Raw genomic sequence first — 23,288 nt, forward strand, 5'->3', positions numbered from 1 at the left:
TTACTCAATAATTTCAACGCCTGTACTTATAATGTCACTTGCAATAATTTGATCTTTATCAAAAGATTTATGTAGCGCATCAATAACTGCTTGTTGATTTTTCTTTTCTACTAAAATTTTCACATTAGGTCCTGCATCCATTGTAAAATAACATGGATATCCAGCTTTTCTACACTGATCAACAATATCCATCGCAAGATAGCTATCCTCAACCATATAAGTAAATGGAGGTTGTGCACCTAAATTGGTTGCATGCATACGTAAACCATTAGCTTCAATGACTTCACCCATTTGCATAAAGTCTTTTCGCTCAATGGCATGCTTAACTGACGCTATGTCTTCATCTACATGATTTAACCAATATTGATAAAAGCGAGATGTATCACGTGTATGTGACATACCGGCACGACTCGATACTTTTTTTGTTTTATTATTAATAACTACAAAAATCATTGCCAACTCTTGTTCCCAATGATCTGCTTCAATGGGAAAACTGTACGATGATTCATCATCATGCCCTTTTTCCCATTCTACAAAGCCACCGTAGATACTTCTTGATGCTGACCCAGAGCCTCTACGTGCTAACCTAGATAATGCTTTACCCGTTAATCCAAGGTTTAAAGCCTTGTCACAAGCAGCTGCTAATGCGGCATACGCACTTGCTGATGATGCTAAACCAGCAGCAGTTGGAACATGATTGTCGCTCTCTATATATGCAAACATTGTTGTGCCTGATGTCGCTCTAACAATATCCATATAACGACTAATTTTAGCTGATTCACTTGCAGTAACTGTTTCACCATTTAGTATAAGTGTATCTTTCGTATAGCTTTCATCAAACGTAACTTTCGTTTCAGTATAAAAGCGTTCTAACGCAACAGATAAACTATTATTCATTGGAATAATATATGTTTCGTCAGCCTTTCCCCAATACTTAATCAGTGCAATATTTGTATGTGCACGTGCCTTACCACTATTCACCAACTTCATTACCCTCCTAAATATTCAATCCATGTATGATGCGCACCTAATTGCGTTGCACTTTCTGCAATACGCTTAGCTGTCTCTTCATTAGTTGCAAGTACAATCATACTTCCACCACGGCCACCGCCAGTTAGTTTACCTGCAATCGCACCTTGCGCTTTACTGGCATCTAATATTTCTTCTATTTTGTCATGACTGACTGTAAGTGTTCTTAAATTTTTTTGACACAGATTAAACACCTTAGCTAATTGTTCAAAATTATGATGTTCAATTGATTCACTTGCTTCATGTACAAGTTTACCAATATGTTCAACATATTGCAGATATGTACTATCACCTTCACATAATTGGTGTACATCCTCAACAGCTTGTTTAGTAGAACCACGAACACCAGTATCGATAACTACCATATAACCATTTAAATCTAAAGGTTTCAATGTTGTAACCTTACCTTGTTTGAACCATACGGGTTTATTTGAGACGATTGTTTGTGTATCTATACCACTCGGCTTACCGTGAGCAATGCGTTCAGCCCAATTTGCTTCTTCTATTAACATTTCATCCGATAGTGGCTCATCCAAATAATCAAAACTTGCGCGCACAAAAGCGACTGCCATCGCAGCACTAGAACCTAATCCTCTAGAAGGTGGCAAGTTCGTATCGATTGAAACTTTAATAGGCGTCGCTATATTATATTTTTCAATAAAACGTGTAATGACTGCTTTCAAATGCTCTGGTGCCTTTTGTAATTCTCCATCGTATACATCACTTTTTATATATGAAGCGTTTGTTGTCTCTAGAGATTCTATTTTCGCTTTAACTTTTCCAGTTGTAAATGGAATTGCAATAGCTGGTTCGCCAAATGTAACAGCATGTTCGCCTATTAATATTACCTTTCCATTCGCTTCCCCGTATCCTTGTTGTGCCATATTTTCAATCACCTTTAGTATTTTCTTTAATTTTATATTTTCTGTGTACTACACCTTTTTTGTGTATACCCGCATCCTAATTCTGCTTATGCAATGAACTATATTCCCTGGGAAATAAACTGTTTTCACAGCGTTCAATAACGATGCCTCTCTTAATTATTTAAAGCATCTTTAATATTCATTCTAAAATAATCGTTCTTTTTCTATTTTTGCACATACCATTACACATTATCTCATAAATTTCATATATTACCATACGACTCTAGTCATAGATGCATTATTTTAGCAAAGGACTTGAAATTAATGATTCAAATGCACTGTAAATCGTTGTTACAAAAAGTTAACACCAGCTACTAATTATTTTCAATACTTCCCTATTATAAAACGCACTAGCCATATATTCAAAAAACTCACGTTAAATTCAAGGAATTTTATTAGTACTGCATTTTTAACCATACTTTCACTATATTACTTATTTCATTTCTATAATTCAACAGATATAAAAATCCATTACCACAAATTATGCTGAAATCCGCAAAACAAAAAGAACAGGTGAATTACTTCGATTTGAAGTATCTCACCTGTTCTTTAATTAACGTCAATCCATAGAGCGGTTTATTTTCGCATTACGTTCAATCATTTTTTCAAAATAACCTTCATAACTTAACCATTCTTCATCGGTAATAGGGTCCATATTCAAACGGCCACCTAAATCTTTAATTGCGTATAATAATTGAAACATGACATCTTGCACAGTAATCGTTCTGCCTAATAATGTTTCAAGTGAGGCCATGCATTGCGGTTCAATGTCAGGGTATGTGAATTTTGTTTCTTCACCTTGTAACGCACGCGCATAAAATGATTTCATCATATCAGCACGTTCACTACCATCACCTTCCACACAGAGATAAACTTGCACTGCTATTCCACCACGGACGCGTCTTTGAGAAATACCAGCAAATTTCTTACCATTAATACTCAAATCAAATTTACCGGGACAATAGGATCTTTCGATTTCATGTGTGTCGATATCTACATCTTCATCTTCAAACATTTTTGCAATTAATAAATACATTACAGTAAAAGCTTCATCAATGGTAATATCATGTTTACCTTTAAAGAGCAGCGATATATTAAGTACGCCTTGATCTAATACAACACCAAGACCTCCAGAATTTCTAACGATTGCATTGTAACCGCGCTCTTCTGTGAGGTAGCGAATCCCCTCTTGTAAATGAGGCAATCTTGAATCATGGATCCCCAGTATAACAGTATGCTGATGTACCCACGTTCGAACTACACTACACGATAAATCTTTTCCAACACTTTCTGAAAAAGTATCATCAAATGCAAAAGACTGCATTGGTTCTAATCCTGAGGAATGATCAATATAACGCCAATCTATACCATTAAAATATTTACTTGCTAAATCCATTATTGTAATGATTGTGCTGCAGTAATGATTGATAAATTATACACGTCTTCTTTAGAACAGCCACGTGATAAATCATTCACTGGAGAATTAAGACCTTGTAATACTGGACCTACTGCATCAAATCCGCCTAAACGTTGTGCAATTTTATAACCAATATTACCTGCTTCTAAGCTTGGGAATACGAATACATTTGCATCGCCTTGAATTTTTGCATCAGGTGCTTTTTTCTTAGCAACTTCAGGTACAATTGCTGCGTCAAATTGGAATTCACCATCTACAACAACATCTTCTAAATGATCTGCTTCAATTTTCTCTTGAGCTAAGTTAACAGCTGTTGCAACTTTTTCGACATCATCTGATTTTGCAGAACCTTTAGTTGAGAAGCTTAACATTGCAACGCGTGGTGACATGCCAAAGCTTTTAGCAGATTTTGCACTTTCCACAGCTATTTCTGCTAAATCTTGTGCTTCAAGTGTTGGATTGATTGCACAATCTCCAAAGATATATTGTTTATCGTCTTTAATCATGAAGAAAATACCAGAAGTTTTAGAGACACCTGGTTTTGTTTTGATGATTTGTAACGCTGGACGTACCGTATCACCAGTTGAATGTGCCGCACCACTTACTAAACCTTCTGCTTTACCAGTATAAACAAGCATTGTCCCAAAGTAGTTAACATCTTTCAACATCTCTTGCGCTTGTTCTTCAGTCGCTTTACCTTTACGGCGTTCAACAAATGCAGTAACAAGTTCTTGTTTCAATTCGCTTGTTTCTGGGTCAATGATTTCTAAATCTGAAATTTCTAAACCTTTATCACTAGCTAAGGCTTTGATGTTCGATTCATTTCCTAATAATATAGGAGAAACATAATCAGTACCTTGTAATTGTGTTGCCGCTTCTAATACGCGCTCGTCTTCACCTTCTGGTAAAACGATTTTCACGTTTTTTCCCGTAAGTTTTTCTTGTAATACATCTAATAAAGTCATTAGGGGCCTCCTCAAATTTCTTTTCTTAATTATTTTACGTTTCTCATTATACGTTATTGTTTCTTAGAATTCCATGTCACCAATTTGTAATCATTTACTTATGTTTTAAGTGTTCCTTTATGGTAGAATTTTGTAGTGAAGACATAGAATTTTTCATGAAAAAGGAGCGATTTAAATGCCACAAGCACCAGAAACGTTAGATGGATGGTATAGTTTACATTTATTATACGCTATTGATTGGTCAAGTTTACGCTTAGTTCCAACAGAAGAGCGTCAAACAATCGTAGATGAATTACAAACATTTTTAAATAAACATGAAGAAGCGCGTACAAATCACGTAGGTGATCATGCTTTTTATAATATTACAGGTCAAAAAGCAGATATTCTTTTATGGGCATTGCGTCCAGAAATGAAAGATTTAAATGCTTTTGAAAACGAATTTAATAAATTGAAGATTGCAGATTTCTTAATTCCAACCTATTCTTATGTATCAATCATCGAATTAGGTAATTATCTTGCAGGAAAATCTGACGAAGATCCTTATGAAAATCCACACATCAAACCAAGATTATTCCCAGAATTACCACAATCTGAATATATTTGTTTCTATCCTATGGATAAACGTCGTAATGAAACTTATAACTGGTATATGTTACCGTTAGAAAAACGCCAAGAATTAATGTATGCTCACGGTAAAATAGGTAGACAATATGCTGGTAAAATCAAACAATTCATCACTGGTTCAGTGGGCTTTGATGATTTTGAGTGGGGTGTCACTTTATTTGCAGATGATCCATTACAATTCAAAAAAATTGTTTATGAAATGAGATTCGATGAAACAACTGCACGTTATGGCGACTTCGGAAGCTTTTATGTAGGTCATATTGTGACTAAAGATAACTTACAAGATTTATTTGCTTTATAAAATCATTCAATGGATTTATCATATTTCTCAAACTAAAGAAGGTAGCGGCAATTGATGTCGCTACCTTCTTTATATATTTTTTCATACATCTTCTCAATTTCCGATGTACACGTGTTATCAATTCACTTTAATCATAGAATTCTCAAATTTTATTAAGTGTGAATCAGCGCAATAAACAAAGGCACGCTCATCACATAAATAAGTGTGCCTTTGTTGAATGTAGTGTGTTTGGGAGAACTTTTAATCACTACTTAATTTAATATTAACTGTTGTATATTGTCGCTACTCAATACATGTCTGTAACAGTTAACTAATACTATTCTAACCTATTTGAAATATTTGAAACATAAATGTATTGAATTAATTGCACAAAATACAGTTTTCCTTCATTTAAGCACTTGTTCCAATTCAAATAACAAATAACGATCATAAAGTGTTACAATAAAAAATATTACTTTAGCAACTTATACTCAACCTGTAGGCAGTGATTGTCAGGGTTGCTCAAATAAATATTAATTGGTGATTAAATGACAATATATAATCAAGCTATAGAAAGTTATGATGAAAAGATGGCAAAAGATGTCATCATGTTAGCAGGAAGAATATTATTAGAATCTGGTGCAGAAGGCTCTCGAGTAGAAGATACGATGACACGCATCGCTATCACTTTGGGACACAAAGAAAGTAATAGCTTTGTTACAAATACCGTTATCAACTTCATGCTTCATGATGAGTCATATCCACGTATGTATAGAATTAGAACGCGCGATACGAATTTACACCGCATTTCCAGAACAAATGGCATTTCTAGACGTTTGGCGCTCGGTAACATTTCTTTAGAAGATGCATTTCAAGAACTTCAAAAAATATATCAAGAACAAAGTATAAAAAACCACTACCTTTTTTATAAATTCATTGCTGCTGCCGTCATATCTGTCAGTTTTTTATATTTACAAGGCGGCCATTTAACTGATGTATTAACAGCGTTATTAGCTGGTTCCTTCGGTTATATTGTAGTCGAAATATTACAACAAAAATTGCATGCCCAATTTATCCCAGAATTTATGGGCGCATTAGTTATTGGATTAGTCACCATTATCGGTCATAATCTCATACCCGGTGGTTCAATTTCTACCATTATAATTGCAGCAGTCATGCCTATTGTACCTGGTGTATTAATTACAAACGCAATTCAAGATTTGTTTGGCGGTCATATGTTAATGTTTACCACCAAATCATTAGAATCGCTCGTTACTGCATTCGGTATTGGAGCTGGCGTTAGTACAGTACTTATTATATTTTAGGAGTTATGTCTATGTTTTGGATATTAAATTTTATATTTAGTTATACCGCTTCCCTATTCTTCGGCGTTATATTTGATGTCCCAAAACGCTTATATAACACGGTAGGTATCGTAGGTGCATGCGGTTGGATGGTCTATACCATATTTTTCGATGGTTTAAATACACATACAATTTATTCAAGTTTCTTTGGTAGTCTTGCATTAGGCTGCTTAAGTCATATTATGGCACGCTCTAAAAAAGAACCTGTCATCATTTTTATGATTCCCGGTATTATTCCACTCGTACCTGGTGGTTTAGCATTTGATGCTACGAAAAATTTAGTACTTTTAGAATTTAGTAAAGCCATTAATACAATGCTTGAAGTAACGCTTATTGCTGGTGCTATCGCCTTAGGTCTACTTTTTGCAGATCAAATTTCTAAACTAATTATTTCAGGTACAAAAATACGTAAAAAAAGAATCTAATATTTATATAAATAGCCACACATGCGTTGAAAAGAGTGCATGTGTGGCTTATTTTATTAAAAATTTATTATAAATTCATTTAGTCATAAATTATTAGCTATCAAAACCTATATGTTTCATTTATGACACAGATTCTTCTGCAAACTGTGATTTATTATCTTTTTGATGGATAAACCAATTTATAGATTTAACCCAATAAAAAACAAGCAGCACACCGTAAAGGAATACTACTTGTTTTAATTCACTATTTATTAAGTTTTCTATGCTTTATTCATAAAATAATCACAAGAAAAACTATTTATTCGTGTTTTCAGCCTTGTTCTCATTAATTAAATCTACAACTTCACTTTCCGAACGGTTTAAGATAAGCAAGCTCAATTTATTATTATCCATGCGTTTTAATTTTGGATAACGCACAATAAAGAAGATTAAACCAATCACTAACCAGCCGCCTAATGCGATGTATGAAGGTGCTGAAAGTGACGCCGGAGAACCTGGAACTAATAATAACAACAAGAAGATAAATGATACAATTGATCCTAAAATCGCAAATGTTTTATAAATAGGTCCATACGTGTTACTTGATTTATTATAACTAAATAATTTAGCTGCTGATAAACAAGTAATGAAATAAGCTATTGATACACCTGTAGAAGACATATCAACAATCCAAGTTAGTGCTGTACGACCTAACCAAGGTGCAATTAATGTAATGGTTACTAAGAAAATAATTGCTATATAAGGCGTCTTATATTTTTTATGCAACTTGCTGAATACAGAAGGCATAATACCTGAACGTCCCATTGAAAATAGGAGACGGCTTGAACTCATTAAGAATCCATTTAAGCCAGTAAATATACCCATAATAATCGCAATTGCTAATACAGCTAAACCAATATAACCAAAGGCTTCTTGCGTAACAGCACCCGTTAACCATAAATTACCGTTTAGGCTTGTTGATGTTGTACCTAACCAACCTGTATATAAAATCATTAAAACATAAGTAAATGCAGCTGCTAATAAACTATATACAATTAATTTAAACGTCTTATTTGGTGCAAAATCAAATTCTTCTGCCGTTTGTGGAATATTATCAAATCCAACATATGCCCACGGTGCGACAGCAACAATCATAATGATGGAAGTAAACCAACCTTCTTTTTCATTGGTTAATGGTTGTAAATTATCTAAAGAGAAATTACCTCCAAAGAACGAACCAAAGAACAATAGTAATATAGTAATAACCATCGCTACACAGAAGTAGTATTGTAGTGATCCTGACACACTAGCACCTTTAATCGCTATAAACATAAATACAATAAGCAATAACGATGCAATGAGAATTTCAGTGATATACACGTCCCAACCTGCAATGGTATATAATTTTCCTGTTTCTAAAATATCTGGCAGTAAAAATTTAATTAACAAACTAAACGCAGTAGCATTTAATGCCACTACACATATGTAACCAAATGTTAAAAACCAAGATGAGAAGAAACTTACATATCTTCCGAATCCTAAAAAGCTAAAAGCAAACGCGCCACCCGAAACTGGGAATCGTTCAACTAATGCACCGTAACTCACTGCAATAAGTATCATTAACAATGCACCTATGACAATACCAATCGCTGCTGCAATTGGTCCCGATTGTCCTATCCAGTCACCCGGTAGAATAAATGCACCCCAACCGATACAAGACCCGTAAGCAATCGCCCACACAAATTTTTCAGATAGATTTTTCTTTAAATCTCCTCTATCTACTTGCTGATTATTTTGACTCATAAAAAATTCACCTCATGGAGTGTATTATACCCACAAGATGAATTCTATAACAATTATAAATTTATATTTTAAACGTACCTATCACTAACATTAACCAACCTACAATAAACAGTACGCCACCAATAGGTGTAATTGCACCTAGTATGCGAATTTGTGTTAACGCTAAGATATATAAAGAACCACTGAAAAATACAATTCCAAAGAAAAGTAACCAACCCGCCCAATTTACATTGATCGAAGTTGTACCACTAATAATACCTATGGCTAGTAATCCAAGCCCATGATACATTTGATAAGTTGTTGCTTTTTCCCATACTGATAAATATTTTGCAGACAGCTTATTTTCTAATCCATGTGCACCAAACGCACCGGTACCTACAGCCATCATTGCATTTAATGCGCCTAAAATAATAAACACTTTCATCATGATCTATTCATATCCTTTACTATTTAAAATTATTTAAAAATCAAAAATGGAATCACCATTGCCTATTTCATCATCTGTTACTAATTTATTCGCAGTAAGTGATGAATTTGTGCTTGTATTAGATGAAGAAACACCTGATACTTTTCCACCCATTGCGCGAATCTCATCCTCAGATACACCCTGCTTAGATGAGACATTCTGTGACTTAGACGCTTTAAAAGAAGAAGACACATTAAAACTGTTGTCACTATATACTTTCTTATTAGATGAACTGTCACTCACTAATGACGTTAACGTATGAATCGCATAAATATGCTTTTCAAATTCTGCGTTACTATTTGCTTCATCTGCTTGTACTAATTCTTGTTCAATTAATTGAATAATTTTATCTTTTTCCATTTTTAAACCTCACTCTCGCACCAATTCACGGGTTGTTTACCATTGGCTTGTAGATATGTATTTGCTTGCGAATAAGGCTTAGAACCAAAGAATCCTCTATACGCTGACAATGGACTTGGATGTGGTGATTGAATAATATGGTGTTTCGATGTATCGATTAATTTAATTTTTTGTTGTGCGGGTTTTCCCCATAATATAAACACAACGTGTGTTAAATGTTCTGATACAGCTTGTATTACTTCATCGGTAAACGTTTCCCACCCAACATTTTTATGTGAATGTGCTTCACCTTGTCGTACTGTCAACACAGTATTTAATAACAATACACCTTCGCGTGCCCAATCTTGCAAATGCGGCGATTTTCTAATACATCCCACATCATCTTGCAGTTCTTTATACATATTTCTTAAAGAGGGCGGAAATTTCGCATCTGGTTGCACAGAAAATGCTAAACCATGTGCCTGGTTCGGTCCATGATAAGGATCTTGCCCTAATATAACCACCTTCACTTGTTCAAATGGCGTTAGATCAAAGGCTTGATAAATATTTTTTCTATCTGGATAAACAATTTCTGTAGTATACTCTTTTTCTAAAAAATCATGCATTGCAGCAAAATCATGTCGCGTAGTTATTTCATGAAAAACATCCGACCATTCCATATACCTCTCACCTCATTGATATAATAACATAAAGCACTACTTTTTTGCTTCGCAAAAATTATTAGTGGAACTTCTTGCTTTAAGCAAGTTTAGTACCACTTACGTATGAACTTTAGTTCATATGTTCTTAGACCGTTTGCGCTTTAGCTCAGGTAATCTTTTATTCGTTACTTTCTCGACATCGAGATTATTAGTCCAATTACTTCTATAATAATATCTTTTTTCAATAGTGATAAATTTAACTTCACTACAAACTTCCTTTATTTAGAATACTCGACAAACGTGGTATGATATATGCAAAAGATATTTAGGAGTGAAATTCCATGGCATTGAAAAAAACATTAACAATTGCCGGTTCAGATACAAGTGCTGGTGCTGGCATGCAAGCCGACTTAAAAACTTTCCAAGAGCTAGGCACATACGGTATTGTAGCCCTAACTTCAATCGTCACGATGGATAAAAAATCATGGTCACATGATGTAACACCGATTCCATTTGATGTATTCGAAAAACAATTAGAAACGGCGATTTCCATTGGTCCAGATGCTGTTAAAACAGGTATGCTAGGTACACAAGAAATCATTAAACGTGCTGGCGACGCCTATGTTGAATCTGGCGCAGATTATTTTGTCGTAGACCCAGTCATGGTATGTAAAGGGGAAAATGAAGTACTTAACCCAGGAAATACGGACGCTATGATTGAATACTTACTACCAAAAGCGACAGTGGTCACACCAAATTTATTTGAAGCTGGTCAACTCGCTAATTTAGGAACATTAAAATCAATTGAAGATATGAAAAAAGCTGCTGAAGTAATTCATGAGCAAGGTGCTAAGCACGTTATCATTAAAGGTGGCAAAGCATTAGATCAAGATAAATCTTATGACTTATACTATGATGGTCAAAAATTCTATCAATTAACAACAGACATGTTCCAACAAAGTTATAACCACGGTGCTGGTTGTACATTTGCTGCCGCTACTACAGCTTATTTAGCAAATGGCAAATCACCGAGAGAAGCCGTTATCGCAGCTAAAGCATTTGTTGCCTCTGCAATTAAGAACGGTTGGAAAATGAATGACTTTGTCGGTCCAGTAGACCACGGTGCCTATAATCGTGTTGAACACATAGACGTAGAAGTGACAGAAGTTTAAATAATTTAAAAAGCCCATCGTTAACTTGTAATGTTAACGATGGGCTTTTATATTCCAAATTCTATTTATGGGTTATGAGAGCGTTGCACTTTTCACGTAACCATTACTTACATAAAATACAATATGACCTTTGCCTACATCATATCCGTATAAGCCATCGCCACTTGCTTTTTTCTCACCATTCATGGGTTCTTGATATTCATAATTTTGACCATATTGCACACGTATATCTTTAAAACTTACTGCTTTATTTTGTATATCAAAAGTTACACTATTCGCTTTATTTCCATTAATTTGTTGGAATGTTTGATCATATATTGTTTTAGTCGCTGTATCAGAAGTATATTGACTATTCACTTTAATACCATTAAATTCAACATTACCTGCTTTTAAACCATTATAAAATGATTGATCTAGTACAAAATCCCCACCTTTTGAAGTATAACCACTATACTCATACCAAGGTTGCGTCGTTGCTGCTTGTGCTTCGGTTTGTGATACACCTTCATTAGAAACGCTTATGCCTAATGCAGTCCCAAATACAATGCTACCAGCTACAAAAGTCTTTGCTATCTTATTCATTTGGTATCACTCCATTTAAAGATTTTTTGAATCAAATTACGATTCGATTACAATGTTACAGAAACATTACTAAAAGTGCAAATTTAAACTAAATATACGATTTATTATTTTGATTATTAGATAACCTAACTTTTGTAATTGTCTAACAAATCATCAGAAAACGCTTTACATCAGCCTTTCTGATGTTATACGACGTTAGACTGATAAAAAGTTGATACTGTAGACTCATGTATTTCGCATGAATTTCTATTATTATATGTAGTGTAGAGAGATGAAGGAGGGAAACTCAACATGATTATCTACAAACAGGCTTTTGAAAATGGTAACCCAATATATGAAATTATCACCAAGACTTTCAAAACGATTTCTGTTAAGTTCGATGAAAGCTTCAACACGAATGAATTATATAAGTTACTCTCTCTACTAGAAAATGATGTTGATAACATGAAATTAAGTTATTAAGTTATTTTCGACTCATCGAAGACAACACAGAAGATGCAATAAATTGAAATTAGAAGAAACGATATACAATTAACTCCCCTTATTAAGAAATATGAAATTAAAAAAAGTATGTCTAAGTTGTCCCCTTAAACATACTTTGAATAACACATCCCTATAAACACACACCCTAAGTGGTACACAGTTAGACAAAGATTGTCCCCTTTGTTTGCTTGGAGAGCAACCTCGAAGCAGTTCTAACTGATGTACCACTCTTTTTATACATACAGTAGCTTAAACTCTTCACAAACCATCATTGAAGTTTCATTAAAATCGATTTCTAATGATTCATAATACGGTTTAAAGAATGCTGTGTGCGCTTCACGCCAATATGTTAACGATTTATCTCCTTCACCTTCCAAGAAAGCATGATGTTCTGTCACCTCATTGAACGGCGTTTGGTATACACGTGTCGTCTCAATCACACATTGTGGATGACCTTTCTCATTTAATACAACACTGACATCTCCTACTTCCGGTAGCGGTTCACCTTCTACTTTGTATGTCTCATAACCACTGGTTGTTGCTGTTTTTTCACCTTGTTTTACTAAATTAGCTAATTCATCTTCATCAACACCAAAAGACCATGCTTCAAATTGTACACCTTTGTATTTTGGAAATGCTTCAATAAATTTGCGCCAATACTGCTCTACTGTCAAAGCCATATAAAATCCCCCATATTTATAAATAGTTCGTTACTATTTAAAAATAACACAAAACGAAAAAATCTTCGCGCAGACATTTTGAATGTACAAAGATTTTTGTATTATTATATTAAATTAGAAAGATTAACCTTCTAATAATTCTGCTTTATCTACTGTCAATCTATCTCGTAATAAGTAAACAATGAGCATCGCAGCCAAAGCACAAATTGTTTCTGCAATTAATAATGACCATACGATGCCAGTTAAACCGAATAATCCATTCAATACAAATAGAACTGGGATAATGACTACACCTTGTAAAATAGCCATGATCGTTGCACCACGTCCTTGACCAGTCGCTTGCAACATACCAGTAAATAAGAAACCAATGCCATTTAATAATAATGAGGTGATTGTTACTTTCAACATAAATGTCGCCATTCCTCCACTAGCCGCATCATTAGAGAAAATACCTATCAATTGATGACCTGTCGTAAACACAATGACCATGCACACTGCAAAAATCACAACGATTGTCATAATTACGACTTTAATAATATTTTTCATACGTGCTTTATCAGACATAAAATTGTAAGCAATTAATGGCACTACACCTTCACATAGCCCCATAATAATCAATTCAGGAAACTGTACTAATCTAAATGAAATACCATAACCCGCAATGGCAAAGTTATCATAGCCAGCTAAAAATAAATTTAAAACTAATCCTGTAACGCCCATTAAAATACTCATTAGAAATGCTGGAAAGCCTACTTTAAAAATTTCTACTAATATTTCTTTCGTCGGTCTTACATAGTTCAAACTCATTGTAATTATGTCACTTTTTCTCAAAAAATAAATGATAAAAAATAGCGACGCAACAACGTTTGAAATAGCTGTACCTAAAGCAGCACCTACTACATTTAAATCAAAACCAAATATTAAAATAGGATCTAAAATGATATTCAAAACCACACTAGCCAACATACCAATCATTGAGATAATTGGTGCACCAATGGATCGAGCGAATTGTTCTAAGATAAAGAACAATATGACAAATGGTGCGCTTAGGAACATTACTTTTAAATATGCACTTGTAAAACCAAGTGTTTCACCACGTGCACCTAATAAATGAGCAATTTGTTCAGTAGCGAAAATAGTCATTAAAATAACAATAACTCCTAATATAAGGCCGCCATAAATAGAAAAACTACTCACAAATTTCGTTTTCACATAATCTTTCGCACCTAATAACCGGGAAATATAAGTTCCTCCACCGATACCAAATAAATTACCTAAACCCATTAACACTGCAAATATAGGTAAAGTGAGTGAAATGGCTGATATCATGTGACTATCACCTAAAAATCCAATAAAATAAATGTTTAAAATACCATAAATTACACTTAATAAACTTCCTATCATCATAGGAATTGAAAAATGCATCATCGCTTTAAATACTGAAGATTTTTCAAAATAATATAACTGTTCGTCTTTCATTTCTATATTACTCCTTTTTATTTAGACACCTAATAATTAGATATCTAACTATATATTCAAAAATATGGTGGCTGTTAATTTTTCAATTTATAACAGCCACTTATAGTAACTAATCTTCTAAACTGCTAAGCATTTTAGATAGATTTTGTTTCATTGTTTCATTCTCTGCTTCTGATAACTGCGCACACATGAGTGCTTCAATCTCGTCAAATACACCTGTAAACCCTTCAACTAATTTCCTACCTGATGCAGTTAGACCTAAATTTTTTCGCCTAGTATCATCCGCGTCTACATAACGGTATATGAGCTTCTTACTTTCTAAGTTCTTAAGTAAATTACTTACTGTTGAACCTTTACGTTGTAAGGCATTCACAATGTCGTTCTGTGTAAGTCCATCCGCTTGGTGTGCATACAAGTAACCTAGCGCGTGACCTTGTTCGTTTGTAATATCATACATTTTCAAACGCTGATCTGCCTTGCGTTTCATCTCATGGCTTATCATTCTAAATAAATATCCATATGACTGTTCCAAACAAGCACCTCATTTAATTAGATATCTAACGATAATAATACACTGTTTTTTTCTAGTGTCAATTGTTATTTTGATATTTTTTAATTTAAGAACAATACTATCATCACTTTGATTTAAAAATATTGACTCAAGCGGCATTTATACAAAAAAGCTGCCATAAAGTCGCTAAACTTGATGACAGCTTAAAATTCAATTTTTTAATTTAAAAATATTTATTTAATTAAACACGTTTGTCTTTTGCCCACCACATTGCTTTATCAGGATTATTGGCATAATACTCGTACTCTTCATCACTTTCAACATTAGGATAAGAACCTTTAAGTGATTTACCAGAGGTACTTACATGTAATAATGAGATAACGATAATACCAACAATACTTACTGCTGTTAGATAATATGCTGGAGATAATGGATCTCCTGTCTTCGCTACAAGTGATGATGCAATTAATGGCGTTGTACCACCAAATAGTGATACAGATACATTAAATGTTACTGCTAGTGTTCTATATCTTATATGCGTATAGAACATTGTAGGTAAAGAACCTGGCATCGTTGCTTCGTAAGTTGATAAGAAGAAACCTAAAACGAAGATACCAACGATTACAAAGATAATTGTTGTTGTTTGAATTAATGCAAAGGCACCAATACTCAATACAGCTGTACCGATAAGACCAATTAAGAATACTTTCTTCTCACCGATTCTATCTGCAACGCGTCCAAACATTAATGCTAATGGAATCATCACTGCCATGACTACAGTAATTAATACGGATACTGTTGTACTATCTAATTTCACAATTTCTTGTAAATATGATGGCATATATGAAGTTAACATATAGTTTGTACAGTTAAAGAACGCAACTGCCACAAAACAAACAATGATGTCTTTATAGTAGTATCTGACAATTGTTAAGAAACCAATATTATCTCTCTTCGGTTTCGATGCAAGTTCATTTTCATAAACAGGTGACTCTTCTAATTTTCTTCTTAAATAAAAACCAAATATACCTAAGAATAAACCTAAGATAAATGGAATTCTCCAACCCCATGTTGCCATTTGGTCATCACTTAAGAAGAAGAATAATAGTCCACTTAAAACAGACGCTGCAATATAACCGGATAATGTACCGATTTCTAAGCCACAACCTAATGTATTTCGTTTTCTATCTGGTGATGATTCTGCTACATAAACCATAGCACCTGCGTACTCTCCACCAGTTGAGAAACCTTGTAATACCCTACCTAGTAAGAGTAATATCGGTGCCCAAACGCCAATTTGATCGTATGTAGGTAATAATCCAATGAGTAACGTTGAGAACGCCATCATAATAATAGTTGTCGTTAATACGACTTTCCGACCATATTTATCTCCAATCATACCGAAGATAATACCACCAACGGGTCTAAGTAAAAATGCAATCGCAAATGTCGCAAATGTAAAAATAGTCTTGAGTTGATCATTTTCAACCGAACTGAAAAAATTTTGCCCTAGTATGACCGCTAAATAAGAATACAAACCAAAGTCAAACCATTCCATCGCGTTTCCGATACCTGTGGCAAACACAGTTTTTTTAGCTGCTTTAGGATCAACCTTATTTATATTACTTTTATCAAAATCCTTTTCATAATCCATGAATGTGTCCACTCCCTTAACATGTTATATAATTATACGTAGTTAATTAATATTGTCAAATTGAATTAAGTTTTACAAAGGATTTCTAAATCATATTTATACAAAAAATGTATATTGATGATTGCAAAAATTCATCATATGCATTTGATTTTTACAAATAAATAAAACTAAAATTAATGGATTATTTTTTTAAACTTTAATTATTTTAATTAGGGTTTCATCATGTTGATTTAAAATAACTACGATACTTTCGGAAATCATTTGGAATTGTATCAACTCATTTATACCAACAGTTTCAATGTATTTAACGCGATATGATGTCCACTGTAATCGTTGACTTTGAAGTGCCATTTGCACAATCATTTGTCCAGGTACAATATGTGCATGAATCGGATTTTGGTCATTGATTAATTTTAAATAGGTGTTTATTTCTTTAGCGTTTATACTTAACATTTTAAAATTTCTCCATAAACGTTTGTCTGATAGTTATACATTTAGATTTATTTTTATAAATTTGCAATTCCAAGACATATTTCATAAATTGGCGTACCTTTTTCTGCTCTATCACGCACATTTGTGCTAAATAGTGTATATTCACCTTTATATCGTGTATTTGAGTAACTTGGGTTTCTCTAAGTATGATTTCTTTTTTTTGAAACGGTTGAAATAACGTAAATTCGGGCCATAACTTGGCGCAATAAAGTGGTTGAACGACATCTTCTTCCGAAATATTAAAAAACGCATTATATTGCCGTACTGCTTCAGCATTAAATATGATTACTTTTGTCTCATAACCATCTTTCAAATAAGGCTGCATTGCCCATTCCTCCTCCAATACCCATTGTTGCAATAGTACGTTTATCATTTTTCATGTGAAATAAGCGAGTTACAAGTGCAGCCCCACTTGCACCATACGGATGACCAGTAGCAATAGCACCACCATATTTGTTCAACTTATGTGCTGGAATATCCAAACATCTTTGACTGGCTACTACTTGAGACGCGAATGCTTCATTTAATTCTATTGCGTTGATGTCTTCTATCGTCATCTTGTTTTTGCGAAGTAACTTAGAAACTGCAAGTACTGGACCCATACCCAGCAATGTCGGTTCTACACCTATTGTAATGCTATCTTTAAATATTAAGCCTTCCTTAAATTTATGTGCTAAAGCAGTTTTTTTATCCATAATCATAAGTAATACTGCCCCATCATTTTTCATACAACAATTTCCAGCAGTAACTGTCCCCTCTGACAATAAAGGTTTTAAGCGACTTAATGTACGTACGTTTAATCTTTCTTTGATGCTATCATCTCTATTAAATATTTCACCTTTAGCACTTAAATTTATAATTTCTTGTTGAATGATATTGTTTTCATAGGCTTCTATTGTTTTTTTATGACTATTTAAAGCATATTGATCTTGTTCTTCTCTTGTAATTCCATAGGTTTTAGCAACATTTTCTGCTGCTTCAATCATTGATGGGTCTTGTCCATCTGGTGCAAACGAAGCACGTTCAAAGAATTCCGGTAAATGTGTATCATAAACCGATTGTGGCCTTTTAATTTTCCATGGTGCTCTACTCGTACTTTCTACACCACCTGCAATATAAATATGACCTGCACCCGCTTGTATCATTCTACATGCATGAATGACCGCTTCTAATCCTGAACCACACTGTCTATCTATCGTTAAACCTGGTATATGTTCACTTAACCCTGCTTCAAGCAAAGCTTTTCTAGCAATATTTCCACCATTACCTACTACATTTCCAAGGATTACATCATCAATATGAGCCATCGCTTCTGAATAGGTTTCAGTTAAATGACGAAATAATGGTTTTAATAATGCTTCAGGTTCCAAATGTTTTAATGAACCGCCATATTTACCAAATGCCGTACGTTTCGCAGCCACAATAACAACTTCTGTCATAGTTTAAAGTGCTCCTTTCATATAACGCTGTTTCATAGTTTCACGTGCAATTTTCCCACTTTGGGTATGTTCCATTTTTTCTATTTTTAACAGTTTGGAAGGTATTTGATATCTCGCTAATCGCTTCGATAAAAATGCTCTTAGTTCGCTGTAAGTCACGTGTTCTGTGCCTGTATATAATAAAACAGCAATTTCTCCAAATTTTGTATGCGGTGTACTAATCACTAAAACCTCATGAAAACTTTCGAAATCTTGTACAGCACGTTCAACCTCTATTGGATAAACATTTCTCCCACCAATAATCATGCGGTCATGCTCACGACCGTGTAAATATAGATAGTTATGGGCATCCATAGATGCAAAATCACCTATGCCTATCCAACAATCACTTTGATGTGCATCATCAACATATCCACTAAAGACCATGTTACTCTTAACTTTTAATTTACCAATACCTTTGTCGTCAGGCTGCTCAAGATCAATTTTCACATTTGGAAATAGCTTACCCACCGAATGGCTAGGGGCTTCATTATCATAGTTATAACTTATAAAACTTGCTTCCGATGTTCCAAAGAATTCTATTAACGTTGCATAAGGAAAATGCGTAGCAACACGATTTCTCAAACTATAAGGTAATTTATCACCAGTAGAAAAAATATATTTAATTTGTTGTATTTCCAATTGTCCAGATACATAGGCATCTAACATTGTTGGAACTACAAACAAAGCACAATGATGGATTGTATGATCATTTTGCATCATGTCCGCTAATGTCTGAGCATCAAATTGCTGTTGTCCAATAAACGTTCGTCCTGTGTATAGCGCAAAGACACACACAAATAAAGATAATGAATGTGACAAGGGGCCAGGTGCAATCATAGTATCTATTTCAGTTTTCATTAATTTTTCTGTTTCTTCATAAGAATATATCCAAGATAATTCATTTCTATAATAAGCTTTAGGCAAACCTGTCGTTCCAGAAGTAAAGCCAATATGTAATACATCTTCGTGCCACTTGAGTTGTCCCTGTTCATTTTGCGTTTTTATCACTTCTAATTCACTATTTATTAAAAATGGGATGCCATAATGATCTATCAGTGTTTTAATCTGTTCTTCTGACCAACGATAGTCCAATATACAAGGAATACATTGATGATGAAGCATGGTTAAATATAATTCTATGGTGGTTAAAGGATCTTCAATTAGTAACCCCACATAACTATATTGTGGTATATGCTGAAACTGTTGTTTATACCATTTCATATTTTGTACTAACCCTGCATACGTTTGTTTATCTCGTCCAAAGTCTAAAGCATATTGATTGGGTTGTTTTTTCGCATAATCATCCATTTTCTTTAATAATTCCACTATGATTCCCCCACTATTTGTTAACCTTCACAACAAATATGTTAACATTAAAACTGCTAAATAGCATGAATCTTTCCTTGTGGTAAATATGAACTTATATTTTCCATTTTCACCTCAATTAAGCGTTCATTTGGGTAATGATAAGTCAATATTCGAATTACATTTCATTAATTATGGGGAGTCATCCCATTTTGGTAATCAACCTAAAATAACCACTCTAAACCGTTGCATTTGTGTCACTAACTTGCAAAACGATTAAATACAAAATAGTAATTAAAAATTGTTTAAACCTGAGCATAAAAAAGTCGACAAAGCATTTATAACTTTGTCGACTCTCGAAAATCTAAGCAACACTGCTTAAATGTTTAATCGCTACTCAATTATTCTAAATTAGCGTGATTTTGTTGCATTGTTTCTTCATCCACGTTCAGTTCAGACATTAAATCTAAAACAATACTATCTAATAATATCTGTGATGCCTGTTCAAAAAGACTACCTAAAGGTTGCGTTGATCCCTCAGCATCATATTTCGTGCCAGCTGGTAACTCAATCACTGCATTTGCAAGTTTACCAATCGCTGAATTAGGACTTGTCGTTAGTAATACAACTTCAGCTCCAACACTTTTAGCCTTTTCAGTTAAGATACGCAAGTGCTCTGTAGAACCAGAGCCAGAAATAACAACAAATAAATCATCTTTCGTAATCGATGGTGTTGTTGACTCTCCGACCACATGCGCATATTTGCCTAATTGATTTAAACGCATAGCAAAACTATTCGCTACAAATCCAGAGCGACCTTTACCCGCTACAAAGACTTGATTCGCTTTGACTACTTGTGCTAAAAAAGCTTCCGCCTCATTATCTCTGACATGCGATAGTGTATGGTCTAATTCATCTAAAATTAATCGATAATTTGTAATTTCAGTCATATTATCTGCCTTCAATCGCATCTTTACATGCTTTTGCAGCTGCTACTGGATCATCTGCATTAGCAATACCGCCACCTACGACAACTAAATCTGGTTCTTCTGCTACAACCTCTTTAATTGTATCTGGTTTGATACCACCAATAACAGCTACCTTAGAATTATTAATAACTGATTTAACTTGGCGTAAGCTTTCTAATGGTGATTCACCTTCAGCTTGTAAATCATAGCCAGTGTGTACAGCGATATAATCTGCACCTAATTCATCTAATTCTTTAGCACGTTTTTGTAAATCTTGTACTGCAATCATATCCACTAATAGCTCTTTGCCATTTTTATGCGCCTCTTCAATTGCACCTTTGATAGATGCATCTTCAGCAACACCTAAGATTGTTACTACATCAGCACCAAATTTAACTGCTTGGCTTACTTCATAATCTGCTGCGTCCATAATTTTTAAATCTGCTAAAACTTTTACGCCATCAATATTATCGTTTAGATATTGTACTGCTGGTAAACCTTCGTTAATCACAATAGGTGTACCAATTTCTACGATATCTACATAATCTTTTACTTTATTTGCAAGCTCTGCCGCTTCTTCTTTATTTAATAAATCAATTGCTAGTTGTAATTCCAAAATGATCATCCCTTCTTGAATTAAATTATCAAAGCCATAACATGGCTAAACTTACTGATTACTCATTAAAATCATTTACTTAAAATGTCTACCCGTTTCATAAAATTTAAAACGAATTTCTATAATCGAGGTGCCGCTTCGTCATCAACATATATTTCTACATTTGGATGTGCATGTAATATCGTAGCGGGCACATCGCTGTTCACTTCATTTTCTGCTAATTTTTCAATAGCAGCTCTTTTTTTCTCACCAAAAGCTAATAAAATAATTCTATGCGCTTTTAATATGGTAGATAATCCCATAGAAACTGCTTGTTTGGGCACATCTACTTCGTTATCGAAATAACGACTATTTGCATTAATTGTACTTTCTGTTAAATCAACGACATGCGTTGCGCTATTAATATCTGTGCCTGGTTCATTAAAACCAATATGACCATTTTCACCAATACCTAGAATTTGAATATCTACTGGACCTTTTTGATTAATCAATTGTTCATAGCGTTTCGTTTCATCGTTTAAATTGTCGGCATTCCCGTTTGGTATATGAAGTAATGATGGATTAAAATAAGGATATTGTTTAAATAGCATCTCATTCATATAAGTATGGTAACTTTGCTCATGCTGTGCATCGAGTCCGACGTATTCATCCAAATTAAACGTTTCAATTTCACTAACATCTAATTTGTTTTTTCTTAATAATTGCACCAAAAAACGATATACGTCTACCATCGTGCCACCTGTAGCTAGTCCTAATTTACTATGATTTTGTTGGCTCATTTGTTTATATAATTCACACGCCACATAAAATGAAGCATATCCGCTTGTACCAAGATTTGTTATTTTCATATACGTGCCCTCCCCGTAAATAAATACAAAACGACTCTAATCTATCCATATACTTACATATACTTACACTTACTTATTATACGTGATTATCTTATTTTTGACAGAAATCGAATTCCTACATCATACTTAACAAAAAATTATAAAATACTTACGATTTATTGAGCATAGAGATACATTTATGATGTACTTTTTAGTAGAATGGAAAGATAATCAAAAAATACAATCTTATCTATAAAATTTACTTTTCAGGTAGAAAATGTATAAAAGTCGGTTTACACTAAGATATGGACTGATTTATTAATGAATACGATACCGAAAAATGATTTCAATAAATGAATTTTGTAAAATTAGGTTCTGAAAGCAAGGAGGCAATGAATTTGGAAGAGATCGATTATGACAAAGTACAAACTTTACTTTCATCATATGAGCATAAACCTGTATACCTTCACGTTGAAACGACAAATGGTGCATATGCTACCCACTTCGACCAACGCGTATTTAATGCCGGTACTTTTTTAAGAAATATTCAAGTTACTTATGAACATGCGCAACTCAAAGGTGGTAACAAAGACCCTTATCGTGTTGGACTCAAACTAAAAGATAATGGTTGGGTTTATGTACAAGGATTAACGCATTTCGAAGTCAATGAAAATGATGAATTTCTATTAGCTGGATTTAATTATGAAGGACAATTAGCCGCTGCCTTAGAAATCAGTACAACACCATTTAAAGCGTAAGGAG

General features: G+C 33.9%; 26 protein-coding genes. 6 read left to right on the forward strand and 20 right to left on the reverse strand.

Features of this window, described 5'->3' with window-relative positions; all coding sequences use genetic code 11:
• The 4 genes from mvaD to pta all read right to left on the reverse strand — a co-directional run bounded on the left by mvaD (position 1) and on the right by pta (position 4,334).
• A complete protein-coding gene (gene mvaD, locus M1D64_RS11175; protein WP_037539081.1) occupies positions 1–984 on the reverse strand; it encodes a diphosphomevalonate decarboxylase in 984 nt (327 codons plus the stop codon).
• Between the two features lie 5 nt (positions 985–989).
• Positions 990–1,913 carry a mevalonate kinase gene (gene mvk, locus M1D64_RS11180; protein WP_041079770.1) on the reverse strand — a complete coding sequence of 308 codons (924 nt, stop codon included), beginning with the start codon at positions 1,911–1,913 and terminating at the stop codon, positions 990–992.
• Between the two features lie 598 nt (positions 1,914–2,511).
• Complete coding sequence (locus M1D64_RS11185) at positions 2,512–3,348, reverse strand: lipoate--protein ligase family protein (RefSeq protein WP_037539047.1); 837 nt, start codon at positions 3,346–3,348, stop codon at positions 2,512–2,514.
• Positions 3,348–4,334, reverse strand: coding sequence for a phosphate acetyltransferase (gene pta, locus M1D64_RS11190; RefSeq protein WP_011303762.1), 987 nt, complete (start codon positions 4,332–4,334; stop codon positions 3,348–3,350). The genes M1D64_RS11185 and pta overlap by 1 nt, the downstream gene beginning before the upstream one ends.
• A 175-nt stretch (positions 4,335–4,509) precedes the next feature.
• Between pta and hemQ the strand changes: the two genes are divergently transcribed.
• The 3 genes from hemQ (at position 4,510) to M1D64_RS11205 (ending at position 7,027) form a co-directional block, all read left to right on the forward strand.
• Complete coding sequence (hemQ, locus tag M1D64_RS11195) at positions 4,510–5,259, forward strand: hydrogen peroxide-dependent heme synthase (RefSeq protein WP_002484071.1); 750 nt, start codon at positions 4,510–4,512, stop codon at positions 5,257–5,259.
• A gap of 533 nt (positions 5,260–5,792) precedes the next feature.
• A complete protein-coding gene (locus M1D64_RS11200) occupies positions 5,793–6,563 on the forward strand; it encodes a threonine/serine exporter family protein (protein ID WP_374057449.1) in 771 nt (256 codons plus the stop codon).
• 11 nt (positions 6,564–6,574) lie between these two features.
• The gene (locus M1D64_RS11205) at positions 6,575–7,027 is read left to right on the forward strand and encodes a threonine/serine exporter family protein (protein ID WP_011303765.1); all 453 of its coding nucleotides are present in this window, start codon (positions 6,575–6,577) and stop codon (positions 7,025–7,027) included.
• Positions 7,028–7,321: 294 nt separating this feature from the next.
• On the opposite strand, the gene M1D64_RS11210 is transcribed toward M1D64_RS11205, so the two are convergent.
• The 4 genes from M1D64_RS11210 to M1D64_RS11225 all read right to left on the reverse strand — a co-directional run bounded on the left by M1D64_RS11210 (position 7,322) and on the right by M1D64_RS11225 (position 10,294).
• On the reverse strand, positions 7,322–8,809 hold the full coding sequence (locus tag M1D64_RS11210; RefSeq protein ID WP_002484074.1) for an APC family permease: 1,488 nt from the start codon (positions 8,807–8,809) through the stop codon (positions 7,322–7,324).
• A 61-nt stretch (positions 8,810–8,870) separates the two neighbouring features.
• Positions 8,871–9,233, reverse strand: coding sequence for a DUF423 domain-containing protein (locus tag M1D64_RS11215; protein ID WP_002484075.1), 363 nt, complete (start codon positions 9,231–9,233; stop codon positions 8,871–8,873).
• A gap of 36 nt (positions 9,234–9,269) precedes the next feature.
• Positions 9,270–9,635 carry a DUF5327 family protein gene (locus M1D64_RS11220; protein ID WP_002484076.1) on the reverse strand — a complete coding sequence of 122 codons (366 nt, stop codon included), beginning with the start codon at positions 9,633–9,635 and terminating at the stop codon, positions 9,270–9,272.
• Positions 9,636–9,637: 2 nt separating this feature from the next.
• On the reverse strand, positions 9,638–10,294 hold the full coding sequence (locus M1D64_RS11225) for a uracil-DNA glycosylase (RefSeq protein WP_002484077.1): 657 nt from the start codon (positions 10,292–10,294) through the stop codon (positions 9,638–9,640).
• 323 nt (positions 10,295–10,617) lie between these two features.
• On the opposite strand from M1D64_RS11225, the gene thiD reads away from it, so the two are divergent.
• Entirely contained in the window at positions 10,618–11,448 is an 831-nt protein-coding gene (thiD, locus tag M1D64_RS11230) for a bifunctional hydroxymethylpyrimidine kinase/phosphomethylpyrimidine kinase (RefSeq protein WP_002484078.1), read from the forward strand.
• Between the two features lie 72 nt (positions 11,449–11,520).
• On the opposite strand, the gene isaB is transcribed toward thiD, so the two are convergent.
• Positions 11,521–12,030: an immunodominant staphylococcal antigen IsaB family protein gene (isaB, locus tag M1D64_RS11235; protein WP_002484079.1), complete on the reverse strand. Its 510-nt coding sequence runs from the start codon at positions 12,028–12,030 to the stop codon at positions 11,521–11,523.
• Positions 12,031–12,321: 291 nt separating this feature from the next.
• Here isaB and vraX point away from each other — a divergent pair, with 291 nt between their 5' ends.
• On the forward strand, positions 12,322–12,492 hold the full coding sequence (gene vraX / locus M1D64_RS11240) for a C1q-binding complement inhibitor VraX (protein ID WP_002484080.1): 171 nt from the start codon (positions 12,322–12,324) through the stop codon (positions 12,490–12,492).
• 254 nt (positions 12,493–12,746) lie between these two features.
• On the opposite strand, the gene M1D64_RS11245 is transcribed toward vraX, so the two are convergent.
• From M1D64_RS11245 to nagB, 11 genes are all read right to left on the reverse strand, one after another.
• On the reverse strand, positions 12,747–13,193 hold the full coding sequence (locus M1D64_RS11245; protein ID WP_002484081.1) for an ASCH domain-containing protein: 447 nt from the start codon (positions 13,191–13,193) through the stop codon (positions 12,747–12,749).
• 123 nt (positions 13,194–13,316) lie between these two features.
• Positions 13,317–14,672 carry an MATE family efflux transporter gene (locus tag M1D64_RS11250; RefSeq protein ID WP_480977486.1) on the reverse strand — a complete coding sequence of 452 codons (1,356 nt, stop codon included), beginning with the start codon at positions 14,670–14,672 and terminating at the stop codon, positions 13,317–13,319.
• 109 nt (positions 14,673–14,781) lie between these two features.
• Positions 14,782–15,204 carry a MarR family winged helix-turn-helix transcriptional regulator gene (locus M1D64_RS11255; protein WP_041079775.1) on the reverse strand — a complete coding sequence of 141 codons (423 nt, stop codon included), beginning with the start codon at positions 15,202–15,204 and terminating at the stop codon, positions 14,782–14,784.
• A gap of 220 nt (positions 15,205–15,424) precedes the next feature.
• Positions 15,425–16,837: an MFS transporter gene (locus M1D64_RS11260; protein ID WP_075339814.1), complete on the reverse strand. Its 1,413-nt coding sequence runs from the start codon at positions 16,835–16,837 to the stop codon at positions 15,425–15,427.
• Positions 16,838–17,026: 189 nt separating this feature from the next.
• Positions 17,027–17,290, reverse strand: coding sequence for a hypothetical protein (locus M1D64_RS11265; RefSeq protein WP_041079776.1), 264 nt, complete (start codon positions 17,288–17,290; stop codon positions 17,027–17,029).
• Between the two features lies 1 nt (position 17,291).
• A complete protein-coding gene (locus M1D64_RS11270; RefSeq protein WP_037539051.1) occupies positions 17,292–17,654 on the reverse strand; it encodes a hypothetical protein in 363 nt (120 codons plus the stop codon).
• Positions 17,626–18,768, reverse strand: coding sequence for a thiolase family protein (locus M1D64_RS11275; RefSeq protein WP_002484086.1), 1,143 nt, complete (start codon positions 18,766–18,768; stop codon positions 17,626–17,628). The genes M1D64_RS11270 and M1D64_RS11275 overlap by 29 nt, the downstream gene beginning before the upstream one ends.
• A gap of 3 nt (positions 18,769–18,771) precedes the next feature.
• On the reverse strand, positions 18,772–20,136 hold the full coding sequence (locus M1D64_RS11280) for an AMP-binding protein (protein WP_081324751.1): 1,365 nt from the start codon (positions 20,134–20,136) through the stop codon (positions 18,772–18,774).
• Between the two features lie 380 nt (positions 20,137–20,516).
• Positions 20,517–21,065, reverse strand: a complete 549-nt coding sequence (hxlB, locus tag M1D64_RS11285; protein WP_002484088.1) for a 6-phospho-3-hexuloisomerase — start codon at positions 21,063–21,065, stop codon at positions 20,517–20,519.
• Position 21,066: 1 nt separating this feature from the next.
• A complete protein-coding gene (gene hxlA, locus M1D64_RS11290) occupies positions 21,067–21,699 on the reverse strand; it encodes a 3-hexulose-6-phosphate synthase (protein WP_037539054.1) in 633 nt (210 codons plus the stop codon).
• 119 nt (positions 21,700–21,818) lie between these two features.
• Positions 21,819–22,547 (reverse strand): glucosamine-6-phosphate deaminase, encoded by a 729-nt coding sequence (gene nagB / locus M1D64_RS11295; protein ID WP_037539056.1) that lies wholly within the window; start codon positions 22,545–22,547, stop codon positions 21,819–21,821.
• 371 nt (positions 22,548–22,918) lie between these two features.
• Between nagB and M1D64_RS11300 the strand changes: the two genes are divergently transcribed.
• Positions 22,919–23,284: a YojF family protein gene (locus tag M1D64_RS11300; protein ID WP_164971903.1), complete on the forward strand. Its 366-nt coding sequence runs from the start codon at positions 22,919–22,921 to the stop codon at positions 23,282–23,284.
• The last annotated feature ends 4 nt before the right edge of the window (positions 23,285–23,288 follow it).

Source organism: Staphylococcus sp. Z5-21, assembly GCF_056529615.1.